The following is a 22,006-nucleotide window of genomic DNA, read 5'->3' as shown; positions in this document are numbered from 1 at the left end:
GGCATGGGCGACTTGAGCCATCGGTCGCAAAACTGTGACCCAGTCGTCAGCCGATCGTGCCCTTGAACCTGACGAACGTCGCGGTACGCTACCTTTTCATCCAGGCGTTTTTATCAGAGTTCTTTGGACTAGAAGCGTCGTTCCGTTAAGATAGTCGGCTTTTTCAAAGCGGGAGTCAGGCAGCATGGCGCAGCAGTATCAACCGGGGCAACGCTGGATCAGTGACAGCGAAGCCGAGCTAGGTCTAGGCACCGTTCTGGCACAGGACGGCCGCTTGCTGACCGTGCTCTATCCGGCCACTGGCGACACTCGCCAGTATGCGCTACGGAATGCGCCCCTCACTCGCGTGAGGTTTTCTCCGGGTGACAGCATCACTCATTTCGAAGGTTGGAAAATGACCGTACAGGAAGTCGACGATATCGACGGCCTGCTGGTCTACCACGGCCTCAATGGGCAGAACGAAGCCGTTACCCTGCCGGAAACCCAACTGTCGAACTTCATCCAGTTCCGCCTGGCCAGCGACCGTCTGTTCGCCGGCCAGATCGACCCACTGGCCTGGTTCTCCCTGCGCTACCACACCCTGGAACACACCAGCCGCCAGCTGCAGTCCTCGCTCTGGGGCCTGGGCGGCGTACGCGCCCAGCCTATCGCCCACCAGTTGCACATTGCCCGTGAAGTCGCTGATCGCATCGCGCCACGGGTTCTGCTGGCGGACGAAGTAGGCCTGGGCAAGACCATCGAAGCCGGCCTGGTGATCCATCGCCAGCTGCTCTCGGGTCGCGCCAGCCGGGTGTTGATCCTGGTTCCGGAAAACCTCCAGCACCAGTGGCTGGTGGAAATGCGCCGGCGCTTCAACCTGCAAGTGGCGCTGTTCGATGAAGAGCGCTTTATCGAAAGCGATGCCAGCAACCCGTTCGAAGACACCCAACTGGCCCTGGTGGCCCTGGAGTGGCTGGTGGACGACGAGAAGGCCCAGGACGCGCTGTTTGCCGCCGGCTGGGACCTGATGGTGGTCGACGAAGCCCACCACCTGGTGTGGCACGAAGACCAGGTCAGCCCGGAATATGCCCTGGTGGAACAGCTGGCCGAAACCATTCCCGGCGTACTGCTGCTGACAGCGACCCCGGAACAACTGGGTCAGGACAGCCACTTCGCCCGTCTGCGCCTGCTGGACCCGAACCGCTTCCACGACCTCGCGGCCTTCCGCGCCGAGAGCGACAATTACCGCCCGGTGGCTGAAGCCGTGCAGGAGCTGCTGGATAAAGGCCGCCTGTCCCCAGCAGCCCACAAGACCATCCACGGTTTCCTCGGCAACGAAGGCGAAGCCCTGCTGGCCGCGGTCAACGACGGCGACACTGAAGCCAGCGCCCGCCTGGTGCGTGAACTGCTGGACCGCCACGGCACCGGCCGCGTACTGTTTCGCAACACCCGCGCCGCGGTGCAGGGTTTCCCCGAGCGCAAGCTGCACGCCTACCCGCTGCCGTGCCCGGACGAATACCTGGAGCTGCCTCTGGGCGAACACGCCGAGCTGTACCCGGAAGTCAGCTTCCAGGCGCTGCCCGAGGCCAGCGACGAAGATCAGCGCTGGTGGAAATTCGACCCGCGGGTCGAGTGGCTGATCGACCAGTTGAAGATGCTCAAGCGCACCAAGGTGCTGGTGATCTGCGCCCACGCGGAAACCGCCATGGACCTGGAAGACGCCCTGCGCGTGCGTTCCGGGATCCCGGCCACGGTGTTCCACGAAGGCATGAACATCCTCGAGCGCGACCGCGCCGCGGCCTACTTCGCCGACGAGGAATTCGGCGCCCAGGTGCTGATCTGCTCGGAAATCGGCAGTGAAGGCCGCAACTTCCAGTTCGCCCACCACCTGGTGCTGTTCGATCTGCCGTCGCACCCGGACCTGCTGGAGCAGCGCATCGGCCGTCTCGACCGGATCGGCCAGAAGCACGTGATCGAGCTGCATGTGCCGTACCTGGAAACCAGCCCGCAAGAGCGGCTGTTCCAGTGGTACCACGAAGCACTGAACGCCTTCCTCAACACCTGCCCCACCGGCAACGCCCTGCAGCACCAGTTCGGCCCGCGCCTGCTGCCGCTGCTGGAAAACGCCGACGACGGCGAGTGGCAAGCCCTGATCGACGAAGCCCGCAGCGAACGCGAGCGCCTGGAAGCCGAGCTGCACACCGGCCGCGACCGCTTGCTGGAGCTCAACTCCGGGGGTGCCGGCGAAGGCGAAGCCCTGGTGGAAGCGATCCTCGAGCAGGACGACCAGTTCGCCCTGCCGATCTACATGGAAACCCTGTTCGACGCCTTCGGCATCGACAGCGAGGACCATTCGGAAAACGCCCTGATCCTCAAGCCCAGCGAGAAGATGCTCGACGCCAGCTTCCCCCTGGGCGACGACGAAGGCGTGACCATCACCTACGACCGCAACCAGGCGCTGTCTCGCGAAGACATGCAGTTCATCACCTGGGAGCACCCGATGGTGCAAGGCGGCATGGACCTGGTGCTGTCCGGTTCCATGGGCAACACCGCCGTGGCGCTGATCAAGAACAAGGCGCTCAAACCCGGCACCGTGCTCCTGGAGCTGCTGTACGTGAGTGAAGTGGTCGCCCCGCGCTCGCTGCAACTGGGCCGCTACCTGCCGCCGGCTGCCCTGCGCTGCCTGCTGGACGCCAATGGCAACGACCTGTCGGCACGAGTGGCCTTCGAAACCCTGAATGACCAACTCGAAAGCGTGCCCAAGGCCAGCGCCAACAAGTTCATCCAGGCCCAGCGCGACCAGCTGGCGCCGAAGATCAACGCCGGCGAAGCCAAGATCGCGCCACGTCATGCCGAGCGCGTGGCTGAAGCGCAACGCCGACTGGCGGCCGACACCGACGAAGAGCTGGCGCGCCTGAGCGCATTGCAGGCCGTCAACCCGACAGTCCGTGACAGCGAGCTGGTGGCCCTGCGTCAGCAACGGGAACAGGGTCTGGCGCTGCTGGAAAAAGCCGCCTTGCGCCTGGAAGCGATCCGGGTGCTGGTGGCGGGCTGATCGCCCGGTTTCAAGCGCTGAAAAAGGCCCGCATTGTGCGGGCCTTTTTTATTGCCTGGTGGTCCTTTTCAACAGACGCTTGCGCTGCCCCTCGGCAGCCTCCCGAGGGCAATCGCTAGAGGCTCACGGCCGGGGTCAGGGGCGCCGTCGGGAGCAGCCCGTCCTTCATGCGCTGGGCGTCACGGACAAAACACCGGGCGGCCTGGAACAGGAACAGCAGGGTCATGAACAACGCCACCGGAATCAGGTACATGGCGTCATGCAGGCCCACGGCCTTGAACTCCTCGGTCATCACCTCGGCCCCCGCGGCATACATCGCCGAGTGGGCGAAATGGTCGGACAGCGCCCCCACCACCACCGGCCCCAGGCCGCCCCCCAGCAGATACAGGCCGGCAAAGAACAGGGCCATTGCCGTGGCTCGCAGGCGTGGTTCGACCACATCCTGCAGCGCGGTGTAGACACAGGTGTAGAAGTTGTAGGCAAACAGCCAGCCGATACTGAACACCGTGACAAACACGCCGATCTCGACCCGCCCGGCATGCAGGGCCCAGCCGGTGGCCAGGGTCGAGATGATCAGGCTGCACGCCGCAAACAGCAGGCGGCCATTGGCCACGCGCTGGTGGATCTTGTCGGCGATCCAGCCTCCCAGGGTCAGGCCGATCAGCCCGGTCACCCCGACGATCACTCCCGTGGCCATCGCGGCTTCCTGCAGGGGCATGCGGAAGTAGCGCTGGAGCATCGGCACCAGGAACGAGTTGCAGGCATAGGTGGCGAAGTTGAAGGTCAGGCCGGCCAGGGTCAGCCAGAGAAAGGTCGGGATCGCCAGCACCCGGCGAATCGGCCGGTCCACCGGCACTTGGGCTACCTTCACCGCTTCAGCAGCGCCACGCTTGGGCTCCTTGATGAAGAACATGAACACCGCCAGCACCAGCCCTGGCACCGCAGCGATGAAGAACGGCGCGCGCCAGCTGTCAAAGGCCTTGACCATGGCACCGATGGTGAAGAATGCCAGCACCAGCCCCAAGGGCAGGCCCAGCATGAAGATGCCCATGGCCCGGGCCCGACGGTGAGCGGGAAACAGGTCGCCGATCAACGAATTGGCCGCTGGCGCGTAGCTGGCCTCGCCAATGCCGACGCCCATGCGCACCAGCAGAAAGCTCCAGAAGCTGCCGACCATGCCATTCACTGCAGTGAGCCCGCTCCACACCGCCAGGCCCCAGCCCATCAGCTTGCTGCGCGAGCCGGTGTCAGCCATGCGCCCGAGGGGCAAGCCGGCGATGGCGTAGACCAGGGTGAAGGCGGTGCCGATGATCCCTAGCTGGAAATCGCTCAGGTGCCATTCCATGCGGATCGGCTCAATGATGATGGCGGGAATGGTGCGATCGAAGAAGTTGAACAGGTTTGCCAAAAACAACAGGAACAGAATGCGCCAGGCATTTGCCGCTTGAGTCGAATTATCCATGGGTCGATCTCTTTTATTGTTATTCGGCCAGACGCGAGCGAGCCTGGAAGCTGCAATCTAGTCAGCCCCACCCTGGCTGTCTGTGATTATTCGCCAGCCTGATACCAAGCCATCGCAACCCGGTTCCACCAAGCGGCGTTCGCGCCCGTGCAACAGCCCGCGGAAAATCTGCCAAGACTCCCGGTACCCGGGGCTTTCCCAGTCTTTTCAAGGGCTTGGCACGGGCTGAAAAAATACCTCGCGCCCCCCCTTCCCAAGGCCGATGCGAAGCCTAGAATAGCCGCCTTGCCTGCCCCCCACATCCCTCCCTTCCCCCTTTGAATACGCCCATGTCCGAAGCCAGTCCGTGTCTGAATTGCGGTGCCTGCTGTTCATACTTTCGTGTGTCTTTTTTCTGGGGCGAATGCGCCTCTTCCGGCGGGACCGTCCCTGACGAACTGGTGCAGAGCATCAGTCCGAGCCGGGTGGCCATGCTCGGCACCGACTGTAAATCCCCACGCTGCATCGCCCTCGAGGGCGAAGTCGGCCAGGGCGTGAGCTGCTCGATCTATGAACAACGCTCCAGCCCATGCCGGGAGTTCGAGGCCTCCTGGGTCGACGGCCAGCACAACAGCGACTGCGATGCCGCCCGCGCCGCCTTCGGCCTGGCCCCTCTGGAGCCCGCAGACTGCGAACCCTGGTACGAGGAGAGCGCTTAGCACCATTGGCGATAGGGCCCATAAGCAAATCATTAGAGCCTGTTTGCCACCGCCCATTGCAGCCACCGGGTGCCTTCTATACTCCAAGCACTCGTTGGCGCGCGACCGCCGACATCCGATGACTCAGAGATGGGCATGCTATGGATTGGCTGGGTCTGCATTTCATTACCGAGCTCCCAGACAGCGGGCAGCTGGTTGTCCACTACACCCACAACCCGGTTCTGGTGCTGCTGGCCTACCTGGTGGCCTGCGCCGCCAGCTTCGCCACCCTGGATATGGCCGAGCGTGTCAGCCACGTCGAGCAGCCGGCCAGCCAGCGCCTGTGGCGCTGGGTCGGCGCCTGTTGCCTGGCCGGCGGCATCTGGAGCATGCATTTCATCGCCATGCTGGCCTTCGAAGCTCCCCTGGCAATCCACCACCAGCTGCCACTGACCCTGCTGTCCCTGCTGATCGCCCTGATCGCCGCCTGGCTGGCGATGAATACCCTGAGCCATGCCCGACTGCCGCTCTGGCGCTATGGCGTGGCCTCGGTGTGGATCGGCCTGGGCATCAGTTGCATGCACTACGTGGGCATGGCAGCCATGCACTCCCATGCCGAGGTGTACTACCAGCCGCTGCTCATGGGCCTGTCACTGCTGGTGGCGATCGCCTGTAGCCTGGCTGCGCTGCTACTGTCCCGGCACTTTCGCGATGGCAGCGGGATGTTCCACCAATTGCTCAAGTACGCCAGCAGCCTGGTGCTGGGGGCGGCCATCGTGCTGATGCACTTTACCGGCATCTGGGCCATGACCCTGGTGCTGCCCGCCGGCACCCTGCCCGTTCCCACGGCGCAGAGCGATCACCTGCAACTGGGCCTGACCCTCAGCGTGATTGCCCTGTTGATCATCGGCAGTGGCATCAGCGCAGCCCTGGCAGACAAGAAGCTGCAGCACAAGGAGCGCGACCTGCGCCGAGTCAATGCCCTGCTTTCGCAACTGGACCAGGCCCGGGTCTCGCTGCAGCAGGTGGCTCATTACGACGCCCTGACCAACCTGATCAACCGTCGTGGCTTCAATCAGTTGTTCGCGGAAAAACTGCTGGAGAAAACCACCTTCGGTGGCAGCCTGGCGGTGATGTTCCTCGACATCGACCATTTCAAGCGGATCAACGACAGCCTCGGCCACGATGCCGGCGACGAACTGCTCAAGGTCATTGCCGGGCATATCAAGAACTCCACCCGCAGCCACGAAGACGTGGTGGCACGGCTGGGCGGCGATGAGTTCTGCATCCTCATCAACCTCCACGACCGCGATGAAGCCCGGCACTTGGCCGAGCGCATCATGCAAAAGATGAAGGAGCCGATCGAGTTGGGGGGGCGGCGCATGGTGATGACCACCAGCATCGGCATCAGCGTCTTCCCCGATGATGGCAAGACCTGTGAAGAGCTGTTGAAGAACGCCGACCTGGCGCTCTACCAATCCAAGGATGCCGGGCGCAACAACCTGCATTTCTTCAGTTCCAGCCTCAAGACCCGGGCCACCCTGGAGCTGCAGCTGGAAGAAGAACTGCGCAATGCCCTGCGCGATGACCAGGGGTTGCTGCTGCACTACCAGCCGATCTACGACCTCAAGCGCGCCAGAGTCACCAAGCTTGAAGCCCTGGTCCGCTGGCAGCATCCGCAACACGGGCTGCTGACCCCGGATCGCTTCATCAGCATTGCCGAAGCCAATGGGCTGATCGCCGAACTGGACAACTGGGTGCTGCGCAAGGCCTGCGCCGACCTGGCCTACCTGTCGCGCAATGGCAATGGCGAGTTGAAGATCGCGGTCAATTGCTCGGCCTTGAACCTGACCCGCGAAGCCCTGGCCGAAGAGATCGAAAGCGCCCTGACCACGGCTAAGGTCGCCCCGCAACAACTGGAGCTGGAGGTCACGGAAAATGCCCTGATGGGCAATATCGCCAGCACCCTGGCGCTGCTCAAGCAGATCCGCGGCCTGGGCGTGTCATTGTCGATCGACGACTTCGGCACCGGCTATTCATCCCTGGCCTACCTCAAGCGCCTGCCGCTGAACACCCTGAAGATCGATCGCTCGTTCATCCAGGACATCCCCAAGTCAACCCAGGACATGGAGATCGTCCAGGCGATCATCGTCATGGCCCACACCCTGCACCTGCAGGTGGTGACCGAAGGAGTCGAGACCCTGGAACAACAGCAGTTTCTCGAGCACTACGGCTGCGACTACCTGCAGGGCTACCTGCTCAGCCGCCCGGTACCGCTGCAGGAAGTGTGCGGGGTGCTGGACGAACTCGACCGGCGCCACACCACGGCGGCGCTCAATCCACGGACGCCGGCTCCCGATAGAGGCGAACCAGGGTCGCTGGATCTTGCTCCAGATAGCCTTGCCCACCATGCAGACGCATCAACTGTGCAGCTAACCCGCTGATCGGCGTTGCCGAACCCTGCTCCCGAGAAAACTTCACCGCGCCATCCAGGTCCTTGAGCAAAGTCCGCACGTGCCACTTCACCGGTTCGAACTGGCTTTGAGCCATTTGCGGAGCCAGGATCTGCAGCGGCTTGGAGTCGGCAAAGCCGCCGGCCAGGGCCTCGGCGATCAGCCTGGCATCCACCCCCGAGCGCTCGGCCAGGGCCACCACTTCCGCGATCACCAGGGCATTGCAGGCGACGATCATCTGGTTGCAGGCCTTGGTCACCTGCCCGGCGCCCACCGCTCCCATGTGCGTGACCCGCTGCCCCAGGGCCAGCAGCACCGGGCGAACCCGCTCGATGTCCGCGGCTTCTCCACCGGCCATGATCGCCAGGCTGCCGGCCTCGGCGCCCGGAGTCCCTCCGGAAACCGGAGCGTCGACCCAGGCCATGCCGGTTTCGCGGGCCAGGTCGGCGGCCATCTCCCGGGTGGCCGTGGGTTCCAGGCTGGACAGGTCCAGCAGCAACTGCCCGCCCCGGGCGCCCTGGGCGATACCCTCGACGCCAAACACCACCTCGCGCACCACCTCGGTATTGGCCAGGCACAGCAGCACCAGGTCGGCCTGTTCGCAGAGCTGCGCCGGTGTGGCGACTTGTCGCGCCCCGGCGGCCACCAGGGGCGCGCATTTATCCGGGTTGCGGTTCCACACCGTCAGCGGATAGCCCGCCGCCAGCAGGCGCCGGCACATCGGCAGTCCCATCAGGCCGATTCCGGCAAAGCCGAGTGAAGGTAACGCTGACATCATATTGCCCTCATTTGATTAAAGATCATCGAATACTGGCCGATTCATCATGATTCAGGAAAGGATTCCCCCGAGCGACGCTCAGGCAAAGACCCTGAGGCCCTGGGCATAATTCGCGCTCTACACAGCGGCGAGGTCCCATTCCGTGATGGTTCGCAGGCACCTTGTCCGCGAGCCAACCTGACCAGGCATATGGCGCACAATGACTTCTAAAAACAATCCTGCCAACGCAGTCTCCGAGATGACGCTGACCTCCCCGATCCCAAGCCCCTCGGAAACGAAGCCATTGTCCAGTTCACGCCCCCTGTCGACCCAGCAGTACCTGTACTTCACCGAAACCAACACCGACCGCATCCTCGACAACCTCGACGGCCTGCGTGATACGGTATTCCCGCGCCCGGTGCACCTGGAAGGCGAGCCGGAAAACCGTCGTGACCAGGAGTTCCCGTCGGTGTGCCTGATCGGTCTTGGCCGCTGCGGTTCCAACATCGCCCTGGATGTAGCAGAGCTGGTGTACAACGCCCGCAAGTTCTACCTCAACGAATTCAACACCGAAGACAAATCCTACGAAAGCGCTGGCTACAGCCCCGGCCAGTGGATCCGCCAAAACCTGCGCCTGGGCCAGAACAAGGCCAGCAAGCCGGTATTCCTGGTGGAACCGTTGGTGATGCTCGGCGACCTGGACAAGGACATCGCCGGGCGCATCCGCTTCTCGCGCAAGGGCGAGAAAAGCGGCTTCATCCGCGACTACAGCAAGATGAAGATCATGGACCTTTCGGAAGTCCACGCCGGTGGCGCCGGTAACGCGCCGATCCTCGGCCAGTACCTGGCCAAGATCATCCTCAACAAGGACACCCAGCGTTTCTCCAGCCCCGACTGGAAGATGATCCACTCCTACCTGATCGATTCCTGCGGGATCAAGGCCAACCAGTCGCGCCTGTACTTCTCGATCTTCAGCGCCGGCGGCGGTACCGGTTCGGGCATGGCCTCGGAGTTCGGCCTGGCCCAGCAGTACTCGTACATGAACAAGACCTTCGACACCAAGCCGATGGACGAGCACGACGGCAAGAGCGGGCATTCCTTCGTCTTCGAGCCGATCTTCACCAGCGGCATCTGCGTGCTGCCGAACATCTCCGACCACCGCAGCGAAATGTCCGAGGCGCTGCACATCAACGCCGGCCGCCTGCTGTGCAAATACCTCTCGGAAGAGTGGGACTTCTCCTACAACTTCGATAACGAAGACAGCAGCGAAGCCAGCGTCATGGGCCGTATTCGCCCCTGGAACGCGATGATGCTGATCTCCAACGACATCATGCGCTACGCCGAAGAAAGCGATGACGGCAACATCCAGAACATCGACGTCAACGCCATGGAGAAGCACGCCAACCAGTACATCTCCCAGCAGATCTTCAACATCCTCACCGCCCAGGCAGTGACCACCGACTACGATCAGAACTACTTCCGGCGTGCCGGCATCGACATCGGCGAAACCATCCGCCTGGACGCCAACGACCTGTTCATGAGCCTGGCCGGCCCGGTGGCGATCGCCTATGCCGAATCCGTGGTGCCGGAGCAGCCGGTGCCTACCGGCGACAAGTTCAAGGTGTTCGAGAAAGAGCCCCAGCGCCTGAACATCGACGACCTGTTCTTCCGCTCCATCGACCTGCCGCACTTCAACAAGGTGACCCAGGCGATCGAGGGCATCAGCCTGCTGCCGATCGAGTCCAAGCGCTATCGCGCGGCCCTGGAGCAGTACAAGGCCTCGGGTTATGACGCGGCGGCGCTGCACGACCTGCACTTCTTCAAGAACTGCTCGTCGGTGGTGTCGATCGTGTCCCTGCCCAAGGACTACAAGCTCTCCTACATGGACCTGAACCGGCTCAAGACCCACCTCAACAGCCTGTTCCCCAACACCACCCTCAAGCGCTACGCGCTGGTGATCGGCGCCTCGGCCAACCTCTCGCTGACCACCCTGATCGCCAAGAGCCCGTGCCTGTCGGATGACTTCCTGACCCTGATCGTGGCCTTCATCAAGCGTTGCTTTGCGCGCAATCCGTACCGCTTCGACGACACCCTGGACAACTCGGTGCTCGACTTCATCGTCAGCGACCAGTTCGACGAAGACCGCATCGACGATCTGCTCAACGAGTTCGAGAACCCGGCGAAGATCCTCGACACCAACTGGTATGCGATCAAGCCGATGTACGAGAAGAAGTACCGCGAGCTGATCAACGACAAGGACAAGTTCGTCTCGATCAACGACATCCGCCTGTCCCGCGATTGCGTGAAGAAGGCCATCAAGTACCTGCGGGAGATCTACCGTCACCGCATCGGCAAGACCCGAGTCATCTCCCTCAACAACCACACCGGCAAGACCGCCTATTAAGAAGAACTTCGCCGGCGAGCCGGCTCCTACGCAGCAAGGAGTTTCCCTGTGCGGTTGTAGGAGCCGGCTTGCCGGCGAATAGGCGTTTTTTCTCACATCGCGAAACAATTAAGCAGCTCGTCGGCTGCACTTGAAACTGTTCCCCTTCCGTGAACGTCACCTTGCCGGAAAAACCCTGTGGGGCGTTTCTCTACGGCAAGATGCCATCATGCTGTTCACGGTTACTCGGCTACACACTTTTGTCCGACAAAAACCTGCACATTAGTGGTGCACGCCTTCAGCTCGACGCCCTCTCCTGGAACAGGATCCAGGGCGAAACCACCACCGCCCACAGCTGCGGATCACGCTCGAACAGGTCGGACGCCCGCGGCGCAGACAGTTTTTCAACCTTCCCTTCGGCCAGCCAGGCCGCCACTTTCTCGGCCTCGTTTTGCGCCACGGCCTGGGCCGCATCGATCAGATCCAGCTCGGCGTCGACCCACAATAGGGCACCCCTGGCAAAGAACGGCTCCAGTTCCTTCCAACTGATAGATGCGGTTTCACCAAGCAGCTTGGCATAGAGGGTGCTAGGTTCTTGAGTCATGGGACTGTCCAGAAAAGAAATCGGCGCAATCATAACGTCGGTGGTCTGGCAGAAAAACCCAGTAGCAAATGCAGCACCGATCGAGAAGCTCAGAAGCGTCAGGGAATGACATCGAACCGGGCGCAAGGCACGCCGCAAATCTGTCTTTTTCTTTCAATTAAGCGACACCCCGCGTTTTTGCCCCCAGCAGCCAGCTTTTCAAGCGAACAACCGGCGCTCTACACTGTACCGGTACAGTTGCCAGGGGCATTTCCGACGGATATCCAAGAGTTATCTGATTCGGTTCTGCGCCCAAGGCCGCCGGAACTATAAAAATTACAACAGTAAGAGTGGAGCACTATGAATAAGGCTACTAAGCAGATTTCCAAACTGTTTGCCGCTATGGTCCTGGCCGGTGTTGCCAGCCATTCGTTCGCAGCTGACACCATCAAGATCGGTATCGCCGGCCCCAAGACCGGCCCGGTAGCCCAATACGGCGACATGCAGTTCAGTGGCGCAAAAATGGCCATCGAGCAGATCAACGCCAAGGGCGGCGTCAACGGCAAGAAGCTCGAAGCCGTTGAATACGATGACGCCTGCGATCCCAAGCAAGCCGTGGCAGTGGCCAACAAAGTGGTCAACGACGGTGTCAAGTTCGTGGTTGGCCACCTGTGCTCCAGCTCCACTCAACCCGCTTCCGACATCTACGAAGACGAAGGCGTGATCATGATCACCCCGGCTGCCACCAGCCCGGACATCACCGCCCGTGGCTACAAGATGGTGTTCCGCACCATCGGCCTGGACAGCGCCCAGGGCCCTGCCGCCGGTAACTACATCGCCGACCACGTGAAGCCCAAAGTGGTGGCCGTGCTCCACGACAAGCAGCAGTACGGTGAAGGCATCGCCACCGCCGTGAAACAGACCCTGGAGAAGAAAGGCACCAAGGTTGCCGTGTTCGAAGGCATCAACGCCGGCGACAAGGACTTCTCCTCGCTGATCGCCAAGCTCAAGCAAGCCAACGTCGACTTCGTCTACTACGGCGGCTACCACCCGGAGCTGGGCCTGATCCTGCGCCAATCCCAGGAAAAAGGCCTGAAGGCCAAGTTCATGGGCCCGGAAGGCGTGGGTAACGACTCCATTTCGCAGATCGCCAAGGACGCTTCCGAAGGCCTGCTGGTGACCCTGCCGAAATCCTTCGACCAGGACCCGGCCAACGTCGCCCTGGCTGATGCGTTCAAGGCCAAGAAAGAAGACCCGAGCGGTCCGTTCGTATTCCCGTCCTACTCCGCCGTTGAAGTCATCGCCGGCGCCATCACCAACGCCAAGAGCGAAGACGCCGCCAAGGTGGCAGAAGCCATCCACGCCGGCACCTTCAAGACCCCCACCGGCGACCTGAGCTTCGACGCCAAGGGCGACTTGAAAGACTTCAAGTTCGTGGTCTACGAGTGGCACTTCGGTAAGCCTAAAACCGAAGTTTCTCCTCAGTAAGGCGCGGCCTGACTGACTGCCAATAAAGCCCACGGCTCGCCGTGGGCTTTGTTTTACGAATGTATGGGCCGTGCTTCCGTGATCCGGAAGCCTCCCCACCTGAAAATCTCAAAACCGTCATCAGCGGTTCGCTGGCAAAACCCAGCCCGAAGTGGGTGCAGATCCACGGGGTCTGGGCGGGAAAATGACTCCACCAGTGAAATGCGTATCAGGTTTTTAGGAGCGTTGTAATGCCTGACATCTATCACTTTTTCCAACAGCTGGTTAACGGTCTCACCGTTGGCAGCACGTATGCCCTGATCGCCATCGGCTATACGATGGTCTACGGCATCATTGGAATGATCAACTTCGCCCACGGCGAGGTGTACATGATCGGCTCCTATGTGGCGTTCATCGCCATCGCCGGGCTGGCCATGATGGGACTCGACAGCGTGCCGCTGTTGATGACCGCAGCCTTCATCGCGAGCATCGTCGTCACCAGTGCCTACGGCTACAGTATCGAACGGATCGCCTACCGCCCCTTGCGTGGCAGTAACCGCCTGATCCCGCTGATCTCTGCCATCGGCATGTCGATTTTCCTGCAGAACACGGTTCTGTTGGCGCAAGACTCCAAGGACAAATCTATCCCCAACCTGATCCCGGGCAACTTCTCCATCGGGCCAGGCGGCGCACATGAAGTGCTGATTTCCTACATGCAGATCGTGGTATTCGTGGTGACCCTGGTCGCCATGCTCGGCCTGACGCTGTTCATCTCCCGCTCTCGCCTGGGTCGCGCCTGCCGCGCCTGTGCCGAGGACATCAAGATGGCCAACCTCCTGGGGATCAATACCAACAACATCATCGCCCTGACCTTCGTGATCGGCGCTGCATTGGCGGCCATCGCCGCCGTGCTGCTGAGCATGCAATACGGTGTGATCAACCCCAACGCCGGTTTCCTGGTGGGCCTCAAGGCCTTCACCGCAGCGGTCTTGGGCGGCATCGGCAGTATCCCGGGCGCGATGCTCGGCGGGCTGGTGCTGGGGGTGGCCGAAGCCTTTGGTGCCGACGTGTTCGGCGACCAGTACAAGGACGTCGTGGCGTTCGGCCTGTTGGTTCTGGTGCTGTTGTTCCGTCCGACCGGCATTCTGGGCCGTCCGGAGGTTGAGAAAGTATGACTAGGAATCTTAAATCGGCGCTGTTCAGCGCCCTGTTGGTCTGGGCCGTCGCCTACCCGGTGCTGGGCCTGAAACTGACCATCGTCGGCATCAACCTGGAGGTCCACAACACCAGCCCGGCGATCCTTGCCACCATCGCGGTGTGTTCGGTGCTGATGTTCCTGCGGGTGCTGTTCCACAGCCAGCTCAGCGCGGCCTGGAAGTCCTCGCCGAACATGCCGCTGATCCCGGCCAAGGCCAGCAATTTCCTGACCCTGCCACGCACCCAGCGCTGGATCATCCTGGCACTGATCGTCGGTGCCCTGGTCTGGCCGTTCTTCGGCTCCCGCGGCGCGGTGGACATTGCCACGCTGATCCTGATCTACGTGATGCTCGGCCTGGGCCTGAACATCGTCGTCGGCCTGGCCGGGTTGCTGGACCTGGGCTACGTGGGTTTCTACGCCGTTGGCGCCTACAGCTACGCGCTGCTGTCGCACTACTTCGGCCTGAGCTTCTGGATCTGCCTGCCGATCGCCGGGATGATGGCGGCCACCTTCGGCTTCCTGCTGGGCTTCCCGGTGCTGCGCCTGCGGGGTGACTACCTGGCGATCGTGACCCTGGGCTTTGGCGAGATCATCCGTCTGCTGCTGCGCAACATGACCGATCTCACCGGCGGCCCCAACGGCATCAGCAACATCGAGAAGCCGACCTTCTTCGGCCTGACCTTCGAACGCAAGGCCGCCGAGGGCATGCAGACCTTCCACGAGTTCTTCGGCCTGCAGTACAACTCGATCAACAAGGTGATCTTCCTCTACCTGGTGGCCCTGCTGCTGGCGCTGGCGGCGCTGTTCGTCATCAACCGCCTGCTGCGCATGCCCATTGGTCGTGCCTGGGAAGCCTTGCGCGAAGACGAGATCGCCTGCCGTGCCCTGGGCCTGAACCCCACCGTGATCAAGCTCTCGGCCTTTACCCTGGGCGCCGCGTTCGCCGGTTTTGCCGGCAGCTTCTTCGCCGCGCGCCAAGGCCTGGTGACCCCGGAGTCGTTCACCTTCATCGAGTCGGCGATCATCCTCGCCATCGTCGTACTGGGTGGCATGGGCTCGCAACTGGGGGTGATCCTGGCGGCGATCGTGATGATTCTCTTGCCTGAACTGATGCGTGAATTCAGCGAATACCGGATGTTGATGTTCGGCGCCATGATGGTGCTGATGATGATCTGGCGTCCCCAGGGTCTGCTGCCCATGCAACGTCCTCACATGGAGCTGCGCAAATGAGCCGCGAGATCCTCAAAGTAACCGGCCTGTCCATGCGTTTCGGTGGCCTGCTGGCGGTCAACGGCGTGGCCCTGACCGTCAAGGAAAAACAAGTGGTGGCCTTGATCGGTCCGAACGGCGCCGGCAAGACCACGGTGTTCAACTGCCTGACCGGCTTCTACCAGCCCAGCGCCGGCAGCATCGTCCTCGATGGCGAAGCGATCGAAGGCCTGCCCGGCCACAAGATCGCCCGCAAGGGCGTGGTGCGGACCTTCCAGAACGTGCGGCTGTTCAAGGACATGACGGCGCTCGAGAACCTGTTGATCGCCCAGCACCGTCACTTGAACACCAACTTCCTCTCCGGCCTGTTCAAGACCCCGGCGTTTCGCAAGAGCGAGCACGACGCCATGGAGTACGCCGGCTACTGGCTGGACAAGGTCAACCTGCGGGAGTTTGCCAACCGCCCCGCCGGGACCCTGGCCTACGGCCAGCAACGACGCTTGGAAATCGCCCGCTGCATGATGACCCGCCCGCGGATCCTCATGCTCGACGAGCCGGCCGCCGGCCTCAACCCCAAGGAAACCGAGGACCTGAAGGCGCTGATCAGCATGTTGCGTGAAGAGCACAATGTCACCGTGCTGCTGATCGAGCACGACATGAAGCTGGTCATGAGCATTTCCGACCATATCGTCGTGATCAACCAGGGCACCCCCCTGGCCGACGGTACGCCGGAACAGATCCGCGACAATCCCGAAGTGATCAAAGCCTACCTGGGGGAAGCGTAAATGCTGCAGTTCGAAAACGTTTCCACCTACTACGGCAAGATCCAGGCGTTGCACAGCGTCAACGTCGAGATCCGCCAGGGCGAGATCGTCACCCTGATCGGCGCCAACGGTGCCGGCAAATCCACCCTGCTGATGACCCTCTGCGGTTCGCCACAGGCCCACAGCGGCAGCATCCGTTACCTGGGTGAAGAGCTGGTGGGGCAAAGCTCGGCGCAGATCATGCGCAAGAGCATTGCCGTGGTACCGGAAGGCCGCCGGGTGTTTGCCCGCCTGACCGTGGAAGAGAACCTCGCCATGGGCGGTTTCTTCACCGACAAGGGCGACTACCAGGAGCAGATGGACAAGGTCCTGGAGCTGTTCCCACGGCTCAAGGAACGCTTCACCCAGCGTGGCGGCACCATGTCCGGCGGTGAACAGCAGATGCTCGCCATCGGCCGTGCGCTGATGAGCAAGCCCAAGCTGTTGCTGCTGGACGAACCGTCCCTGGGCCTGGCACCGATCATCATCCAGCAGATCTTCGACATCATCGAACAGCTGCGCCGTGATGGCGTGACGGTGTTCCTGGTGGAGCAGAACGCCAACCAGGCGCTGAAGATCGCCGACCGTGCCTACGTGCTGGAAAACGGCCGGGTGGTGATGCAAGGCACTGGCGAGGCCCTGCTGACCGATCCGAAAGTGCGCGAAGCCTATCTGGGCGGTTAAGCCCTCGCGTCAGCAAAGACGGCCCTTCGGGGCCGTTTTTTTGCCTGCAATCTGGCGCCCTGCGCCCGCGACGAAAAAAAATCGCGGCGGGCTGTAACGTATCCCGGGCTGCCGTCTCTAGAGGGGTAAGCAAGCACACATGCTTCCTTACCCACCCCAACTCTGGAGAAACACCATGACCACAAGTTCCCGCACCCTGTCCGCCACCGCCCTGGTTCTGGCCCTGGGTTCCGCCATGAGCCTTGCCGCCGTCGCCACCACGGCCCACGCCGCCGACGACATGGAGAAATGCTTCGGCGTGGCCATGAAAGGCAAGAACGACTGCGCCGCAGGCGCCGGCACCACCTGCGCCGGGACCTCCAAGGTCAACGACCAGGCCAATGCCTGGAAGCTGGTGCCCAAGGGCACTTGCGACAAGACCGCCAGCAGCACCTCGCCCACAGGTTTCGGCCAGCTCGAAGCCTTCAAAGCCAAGTCCTGATCCCACGCCTGCCTGAGTGTCGATGATGAACACCGCACCGCTTGCTCTCCCCCGCCACGACATTCAGGCCCCTACCCCGGGCCTGCCGGCCCGCGCCGGCCTGGGGCTCAAGACCGAACACTTCAGGGAGGTGCTCGAACAGCAGCCCGACATCGGTTTTTTCGAGGTTCATGCCGAGAACTACATGGTGGCGGGCGGGCCGTTCCATCACTACCTGGGGTTGATCCGCGAACGCTATCCGCTGTCGCTGCACGGCGTCGGCCTGTCCATCGGCGGCGAGGGTCCCCTGGACTGCGCCCATCTGGACCGGCTCGCGGCGTTGATCGAACGCTATCAACCCCAATCCTTTTCCGAACACCTGGCCTGGTCCAGCCACGGCCCGGTGTTCCTCAACGACCTGCTGCCCCTGGCCTACGATGGGCCGACCCTGCAACGGGTCTGCGAGCATATCGACCAGGTACAGAACCACCTGGGTCGCCACCTGCTGCTGGAGAATCCGGCCACCTACCTGCAGTTCCAGCGCTCGACCCTGGACGAGACCGAGTTCCTCGCCGAGGTGATCAAGCGCAGCGGCTGCGGCCTGCTGTTGGACGTCAACAACGTCTATGTCTCTTGCATCAACCACCAGCGCGATCCCCTGGCCTACCTGCGGGCACTGCCCCTGCACAGGGTCGGGGAAATCCACCTCGCCGGCTTTGCCGAAGACCAGGACAGCCTTGGCGACCGCCTGCTGATCGATGATCACGGCGCTCCCGTGGACCGCGCCGTATGGACCCTGTACCAGCAGGTGCTGGCGGCTATCGGGCCGATGGCCACCCTGATCGAGCGGGACAACCGGATACCGCCTTTTGCCGTGCTCCAGGCCGAGGCCGGCCAGGCAGAGGCGTTGCTGCACAGCGCCAAGGTGCGGCCATGAGCACCCAGGCAGCGTTCGCCAAGGCCCTGCTGAGCGCCGATCCGGACTGCCCGCCGGGGCTGTGCAGCCGTAACGGTGCCGACCCGGCCAGCCGCTTCGCGGTCTATCGCAATAACGTCCAAGGCTCCTTGATCAATGCCCTGGCCGAATCCTATCCGGTGGTGGCGCAACTGGTGGGCGCCGACTTCTTCAGGGTCATGGCCCGCACCTATGTGCAGGATTTCGCCCCCTGCAGCCCCCTGCTCAACGACTACGGCCAGGACTTCGGCGACTTTATCCAGGGTTTCACGCCGGTGGCCGGCCTGCCCTACCTGGCCGATACCGCACGCCTGGAACGCTTGCGAATCGAGGCCTATCACGCCGCCGACGCCCAGCCCCTGGAGCCGGCGCGCCTGCTGACAGCCATGAGCCAACCGGACAGCCTCGGCCAGGCTCGCCTGCTGCTGCACCCGTCGCTGCGCACCCTGCACTCAGGCTACGCCGTCGTGAACCTGTGGGCAGCCCACCAGAGCGACCGGGCCTGGCCTGCCTTTGAACTGCAGCAGGAGCAATACGTCCTGGTGCTGCGCAACGGCCTGGAAGTCGAAGTGATCGCCGTGGACGCCGGCTGCCTGAGCTTCATCAACAGCTTGCGCAACCAATGGCCGCTGGAGATGGCCGCCGCCTATGCCATGGACGCTCAAGCCGATTTTGACCTGGGCCAGTGCCTGGGCCTGCTGCTGCGCCACGGCGCCCTTATCAATCTGCAACCTCACAAGAAGGCCTGACCATGAACACCCAGACCCACACGCCCATTGCCGCACTGGTGAACCGGATCATCCAGGGGTTTGAACGCATTCCCTACAGCCTGATCGCCTTTGTCGCGCGCTTTTCCATCGCCGCGGTGTTCTGGAAATCCGGCCAGACCAAGGTCGAGGGGCTGGCCATCGACCTGGTGTCCGGAACCTTCGAACTGGGCTGGCCACACCTGGCGGACTCGACCATCCCCTTGTTCCAGAGCGAGTACCACGTGCCCCTGCTGAGCCCGGAGCTGGCGGCGCACCTGGCAGCGTTTGCCGAGCACTTCTTCCCGGTACTGATCCTGGTGGGCCTGGCGAGCCGATTCTCGGCCCTGGCGTTGCTGGGAATGACCCTGACCATCCAGCTCTTCGTCTACCCGGACGCCTATCCGACCCACGGCACCTGGGCTGCGATCCTCCTGTTGCTGATGGCTCGTGGCCCGGGCGTATGCTCCCTCGACCATCTGATCGCCCGTCACTTTCAGTGCATCAAGTAGCCGCCAGCCCTGGCTCGACAGGTAGCGTTGCACCCGGCAAATAAGCGGCCACTACGAGCACCGCACTTGATCCCCCAGCCGCTGCCAGAGGCCCTGGCAGCGGCGCCAGGCCTGCGGCCGCGTTCGGGGCAAAAGCTACAGGCGATCCAGGGCCTCGCCGCTGCGGCGGAACCAGTCCATCAGGTAGTCGGCCAGCACCTGGGTCCGCTTGGGCAAACCGCCCTGGTAAGGGTGCACCAGGTACATCGGCATACTGCGGGTCTGGTAGTCCCGCAGCAGCCATCGCAAGCGCCCGTCCGCCAGCTCGTCGTGCAGCACATAGGACGGCAGCCGGGCAATGCCCGCCCCCACCAGCGCCGCCTTCTTCAACAGGTTGTAGTGATTGCTGGCGAAAGGTCCGCCAACCCGCACCCGCAGCAATTCATGGCGCTGGTGATAGAGCCATTCTTCACGACCGCTGTAGTGGCTGTTGAGCAGGCAGCGATGCTCCGCCAACTCTCGCGGTGTCTGTGGTTCGCCGAATTGCTCCAGATAGGCCGGGCTGGCACAGGTCATTTCATGCCAGGCCAGCAACGGCCGGGCCACCAGGCGCTGGTCGTTGGCGACGTCCGAACGCACCGCCAGATCAAATCCCTCCCGGGCCAGGTCGCGGTAGCCGTTGCTCAGGTCGAGTTCGATCTGCACCTCGGGGTAATGCCGGGAGAACTCCAGCAGCAGGCCATCGAAGAAGGTTTCCCCAAGGGACACCGGCACCGTCAGCCGCACCGGCCCGGCCATGTCGTCCTTGAGCCGCGCCAGGGCCTGGTGCGCCCGCTCCACCTGGGCCACCAGGGCCTGGGCCTGGGGCAGCAGCGCCGCGCCGGCCGCGGTCAGGTCCAGGCGGCGGGTGGTGCGCTGCAGCAGCACCACGGCGAACCTCGCCTCCAGGGCGCTGATGCGCTTGGACAACTGCCCCTTGCTGCACCCCAGTTGCTGGGCCGCCAGGGTGAAACTGCCGGCTTCCACCAGCACCGCAAATGCCGCCAGGTCATCCATCTCGCTCATGGATTGTTTCCATTTGAAAACCAAAGGTTGCCTATTAGCGCGTTAATCCATGGAAAAAACCACTCTAGACTGCAACCTCACCCCCCTTTTCGAGGAACAGCCCATGAAGATTCTCTTGATCGGTGCCAACGGCACCATTGGCTCGGCGGTTGCGCGAGAGCTGGAACAACGCCACGAAGTGGTGCGCATCGGCCGTACCAGCGGCGATTTCCAGGTGGATATCAGCGACAGCCAATCGATCCGCGCCCTGTTCGAAAAGACCGGGCGCTTCGATGCACTGGTGTGCGCCGCCGGCAACGTGACCTTCGCGCCGCTGGCAGAGATGACTGCTGAGCACTTCAGCCTGGGCCTGCAGGACAAACTGATGGGGCAGGTCAACCTGCTGCTGATCGGCCGCGAGTACGCCAACGATGGCGCCTCCTTCACCTTCACCACCGGCGTGCTGAGCCACGACCCGATCCGCAGCGGCGCCTCCGCGGCCCTGGTCAACGGTGCCATCGACAGCTTCGTGCGGGCCGCCGCCATCGAGTTGCCGCGGGGCCTGCGGGTCAACTCGGTGAGCCCCAATGTACTGCTGGAAGCCATGGGCAGCTACGCCCCGTACTTCCGCGGCTTCAAGCCGGTAGCGGCCGCCGATGTGGCCCTGGCCTATGCCAAGAGCGTGGAAGGCCTGCAGACCGGCCAGACCTACCACGTCGGCTGAGCCGGCCTGTGTAGGAGTTGGCTCGCCAGCGAAGAGGCCGTTGCGAACCACACAAGGCTCCTGGGCCTCTTCGCCGGCAAGCCGGCTCCTACGGTCGAGGGCGCGGCTCCGTGCAATCCGGGGTTGTGGTGACCGGGCGGGCTGCGTAACGTGTCGGCTTCCGCTTGGAGGCCCAATGATGCGCACCGCCCGTTCACTGCTTTGTTTCGCCCTTTTGCCGCTGTTTGCCGGCTGCCAGATGTTGCCGATGTTCAACTCACAACCCGAGGCGCCATCCATGGCCGGGCTGACCCGGATGCAAGGTGAACTCAGCGCGGCAGACGGCAAGTTGCTGTTCAAACCCTGCACCGAAGATCGCCGTTATGTGGTCCGCGACGGCGGCGACACCAGCGTGCTGCAAGAGGCCGCTACCCTGGCGGAGAAACAGGGCAAGCTGTTCGCCGACCTGCGAGGCAAGTTTTCCGCCAGCGGCAGCAGCGACGGCCAGTTGGACCTGCGCCAGCTGTATCGCATCGAGCGCTCCGGCAGTGCCTGCAACGACCCGAATTTCCAGCGCCTGATCCTGCGGGCCGGCAGCAAGAACCCGGCGTGGAACGTCGATGTCAGCGCCAAGGGCATGATGATCGAGCGTGCCGGCCAGCCGACCCTGGCCCTGCCCTACCTGGAAGAACAACTGGGCGACGGCCGTTTCAACCTCACCAGCGAAGCCAATCACCAGCGCGTTGAGCTGTGGGTGGCCCCGCAACGCTGCGTCGACCCCGTCACCGGCAGCGTCCAGCACCTCACCGCCGAGCTGCGGGTCGATGGCCAGGTACAGCGCGGCTGCGGCTATTTCGGCGGCTCGCGCAACGACTGATTCGACAAGCAACCGTTTTA

Annotated in this window: 19 protein-coding genes; 15 read left to right on the top strand and 4 right to left on the bottom strand. The window is 62.9% G+C overall.

Annotated elements, in window-relative coordinates; translation table 11 throughout:
• The first annotated feature begins 184 nt into the window (after positions 1-184).
• A complete protein-coding gene (gene rapA / locus ACZ5BO_RS08060; RefSeq protein ID WP_464699137.1) occupies positions 185-3,034 on the top strand; it encodes an RNA polymerase-associated protein RapA in 2,850 nt (949 codons plus the stop codon).
• A gap of 115 nt (positions 3,035-3,149) precedes the next feature.
• On the opposite strand, the gene ACZ5BO_RS08055 is transcribed toward rapA, so the two are convergent.
• The gene (locus ACZ5BO_RS08055; RefSeq protein ID WP_464699135.1) at positions 3,150-4,496 is read right to left on the bottom strand and encodes a spinster family MFS transporter; all 1,347 of its coding nucleotides are present in this window, start codon (positions 4,494-4,496) and stop codon (positions 3,150-3,152) included.
• Positions 4,497-4,825: 329 nt separating this feature from the next.
• On the opposite strand from ACZ5BO_RS08055, the gene ACZ5BO_RS08050 reads away from it, so the two are divergent.
• Both ACZ5BO_RS08050 and ACZ5BO_RS08045 read left to right on the top strand, forming a co-directional pair.
• Entirely contained in the window at positions 4,826-5,194 is a 369-nt protein-coding gene (locus tag ACZ5BO_RS08050; protein WP_025127783.1) for a YkgJ family cysteine cluster protein, read from the top strand.
• Positions 5,195-5,334: 140 nt separating this feature from the next.
• A complete protein-coding gene (locus ACZ5BO_RS08045; protein WP_464699132.1) occupies positions 5,335-7,617 on the top strand; it encodes a putative bifunctional diguanylate cyclase/phosphodiesterase in 2,283 nt (760 codons plus the stop codon).
• On the opposite strand, the gene ACZ5BO_RS08040 is transcribed toward ACZ5BO_RS08045, so the two are convergent.
• On the bottom strand, positions 7,508-8,404 hold the full coding sequence (locus tag ACZ5BO_RS08040; protein WP_464699130.1) for an NAD(P)-dependent oxidoreductase: 897 nt from the start codon (positions 8,402-8,404) through the stop codon (positions 7,508-7,510). The genes ACZ5BO_RS08045 and ACZ5BO_RS08040 overlap by 110 nt on opposite strands.
• A 199-nt stretch (positions 8,405-8,603) precedes the next feature.
• On the opposite strand from ACZ5BO_RS08040, the gene ACZ5BO_RS08035 reads away from it, so the two are divergent.
• Positions 8,604-10,787 (top strand): hypothetical protein, encoded by a 2,184-nt coding sequence (locus tag ACZ5BO_RS08035; protein WP_025127780.1) that lies wholly within the window; start codon positions 8,604-8,606, stop codon positions 10,785-10,787.
• Between the two features lie 277 nt (positions 10,788-11,064).
• On the opposite strand, the gene ACZ5BO_RS08030 is transcribed toward ACZ5BO_RS08035, so the two are convergent.
• A complete protein-coding gene (locus ACZ5BO_RS08030; protein WP_025127779.1) occupies positions 11,065-11,370 on the bottom strand; it encodes a DUF2288 domain-containing protein in 306 nt (101 codons plus the stop codon).
• 339 nt (positions 11,371-11,709) lie between these two features.
• On the opposite strand from ACZ5BO_RS08030, the gene ACZ5BO_RS08025 reads away from it, so the two are divergent.
• The 9 genes from ACZ5BO_RS08025 (at position 11,710) to ACZ5BO_RS07985 (ending at position 19,383) form a co-directional block, all read left to right on the top strand.
• Positions 11,710-12,837, top strand: a complete 1,128-nt coding sequence (locus ACZ5BO_RS08025) for a branched-chain amino acid ABC transporter substrate-binding protein (RefSeq protein ID WP_464699128.1) — start codon at positions 11,710-11,712, stop codon at positions 12,835-12,837.
• A gap of 230 nt (positions 12,838-13,067) precedes the next feature.
• Positions 13,068-13,991 carry a high-affinity branched-chain amino acid ABC transporter permease LivH gene (gene livH, locus ACZ5BO_RS08020; protein WP_025127777.1) on the top strand — a complete coding sequence of 308 codons (924 nt, stop codon included), beginning with the start codon at positions 13,068-13,070 and terminating at the stop codon, positions 13,989-13,991.
• Complete coding sequence (locus ACZ5BO_RS08015; protein WP_025127776.1) at positions 13,988-15,244, top strand: high-affinity branched-chain amino acid ABC transporter permease LivM; 1,257 nt, start codon at positions 13,988-13,990, stop codon at positions 15,242-15,244. The genes livH and ACZ5BO_RS08015 overlap by 4 nt, the downstream gene beginning before the upstream one ends.
• Positions 15,241-16,008 (top strand): high-affinity branched-chain amino acid ABC transporter ATP-binding protein LivG, encoded by a 768-nt coding sequence (gene livG / locus ACZ5BO_RS08010; protein WP_025127775.1) that lies wholly within the window; start codon positions 15,241-15,243, stop codon positions 16,006-16,008. Before ACZ5BO_RS08015 ends, livG begins: the two co-directional genes overlap by 4 nt.
• Positions 16,009-16,710 (top strand): ABC transporter ATP-binding protein, encoded by a 702-nt coding sequence (locus ACZ5BO_RS08005; protein WP_025127774.1) that lies wholly within the window; start codon positions 16,009-16,011, stop codon positions 16,708-16,710.
• Positions 16,711-16,885: 175 nt separating this feature from the next.
• Positions 16,886-17,191 (top strand): BufA1 family periplasmic bufferin-type metallophore, encoded by a 306-nt coding sequence (locus ACZ5BO_RS08000; RefSeq protein ID WP_464699124.1) that lies wholly within the window; start codon positions 16,886-16,888, stop codon positions 17,189-17,191.
• Positions 17,192-17,216: 25 nt separating this feature from the next.
• Positions 17,217-18,107: an MNIO family bufferin maturase gene (gene bufB / locus ACZ5BO_RS07995; protein WP_464699122.1), complete on the top strand. Its 891-nt coding sequence runs from the start codon at positions 17,217-17,219 to the stop codon at positions 18,105-18,107.
• Entirely contained in the window at positions 18,104-18,874 is a 771-nt protein-coding gene (locus ACZ5BO_RS07990) for an HvfC/BufC N-terminal domain-containing protein (RefSeq protein ID WP_025127771.1), read from the top strand. Before bufB ends, ACZ5BO_RS07990 begins: the two co-directional genes overlap by 4 nt.
• Before the next feature lie 2 nt (positions 18,875-18,876).
• Positions 18,877-19,383: a DoxX family protein gene (locus ACZ5BO_RS07985; RefSeq protein WP_025127770.1), complete on the top strand. Its 507-nt coding sequence runs from the start codon at positions 18,877-18,879 to the stop codon at positions 19,381-19,383.
• A gap of 135 nt (positions 19,384-19,518) precedes the next feature.
• On the opposite strand, the gene ACZ5BO_RS07980 is transcribed toward ACZ5BO_RS07985, so the two are convergent.
• The gene (locus ACZ5BO_RS07980; protein ID WP_025127769.1) at positions 19,519-20,427 is read right to left on the bottom strand and encodes a LysR family transcriptional regulator; all 909 of its coding nucleotides are present in this window, start codon (positions 20,425-20,427) and stop codon (positions 19,519-19,521) included.
• A gap of 103 nt (positions 20,428-20,530) precedes the next feature.
• Between ACZ5BO_RS07980 and ACZ5BO_RS07975 the strand changes: the two genes are divergently transcribed.
• Together ACZ5BO_RS07975 and ACZ5BO_RS07970 are read left to right on the top strand one after the other, a co-directional pair.
• On the top strand, positions 20,531-21,130 hold the full coding sequence (locus tag ACZ5BO_RS07975) for a short chain dehydrogenase (RefSeq protein WP_464699119.1): 600 nt from the start codon (positions 20,531-20,533) through the stop codon (positions 21,128-21,130).
• Positions 21,131-21,308: 178 nt separating this feature from the next.
• Positions 21,309-21,986 carry a COG3650 family protein gene (locus ACZ5BO_RS07970; RefSeq protein ID WP_025127767.1) on the top strand — a complete coding sequence of 226 codons (678 nt, stop codon included), beginning with the start codon at positions 21,309-21,311 and terminating at the stop codon, positions 21,984-21,986.
• The last annotated feature ends 20 nt before the right edge of the window (positions 21,987-22,006 follow it).

The sequence above is a fragment of the Pseudomonas sp. FFPRI_1 genome, from assembly GCF_055384485.1.
Note: the sequence above shows the minus strand (reverse complement) of the source record. Positions and strands in the feature narration are given on the sequence as shown.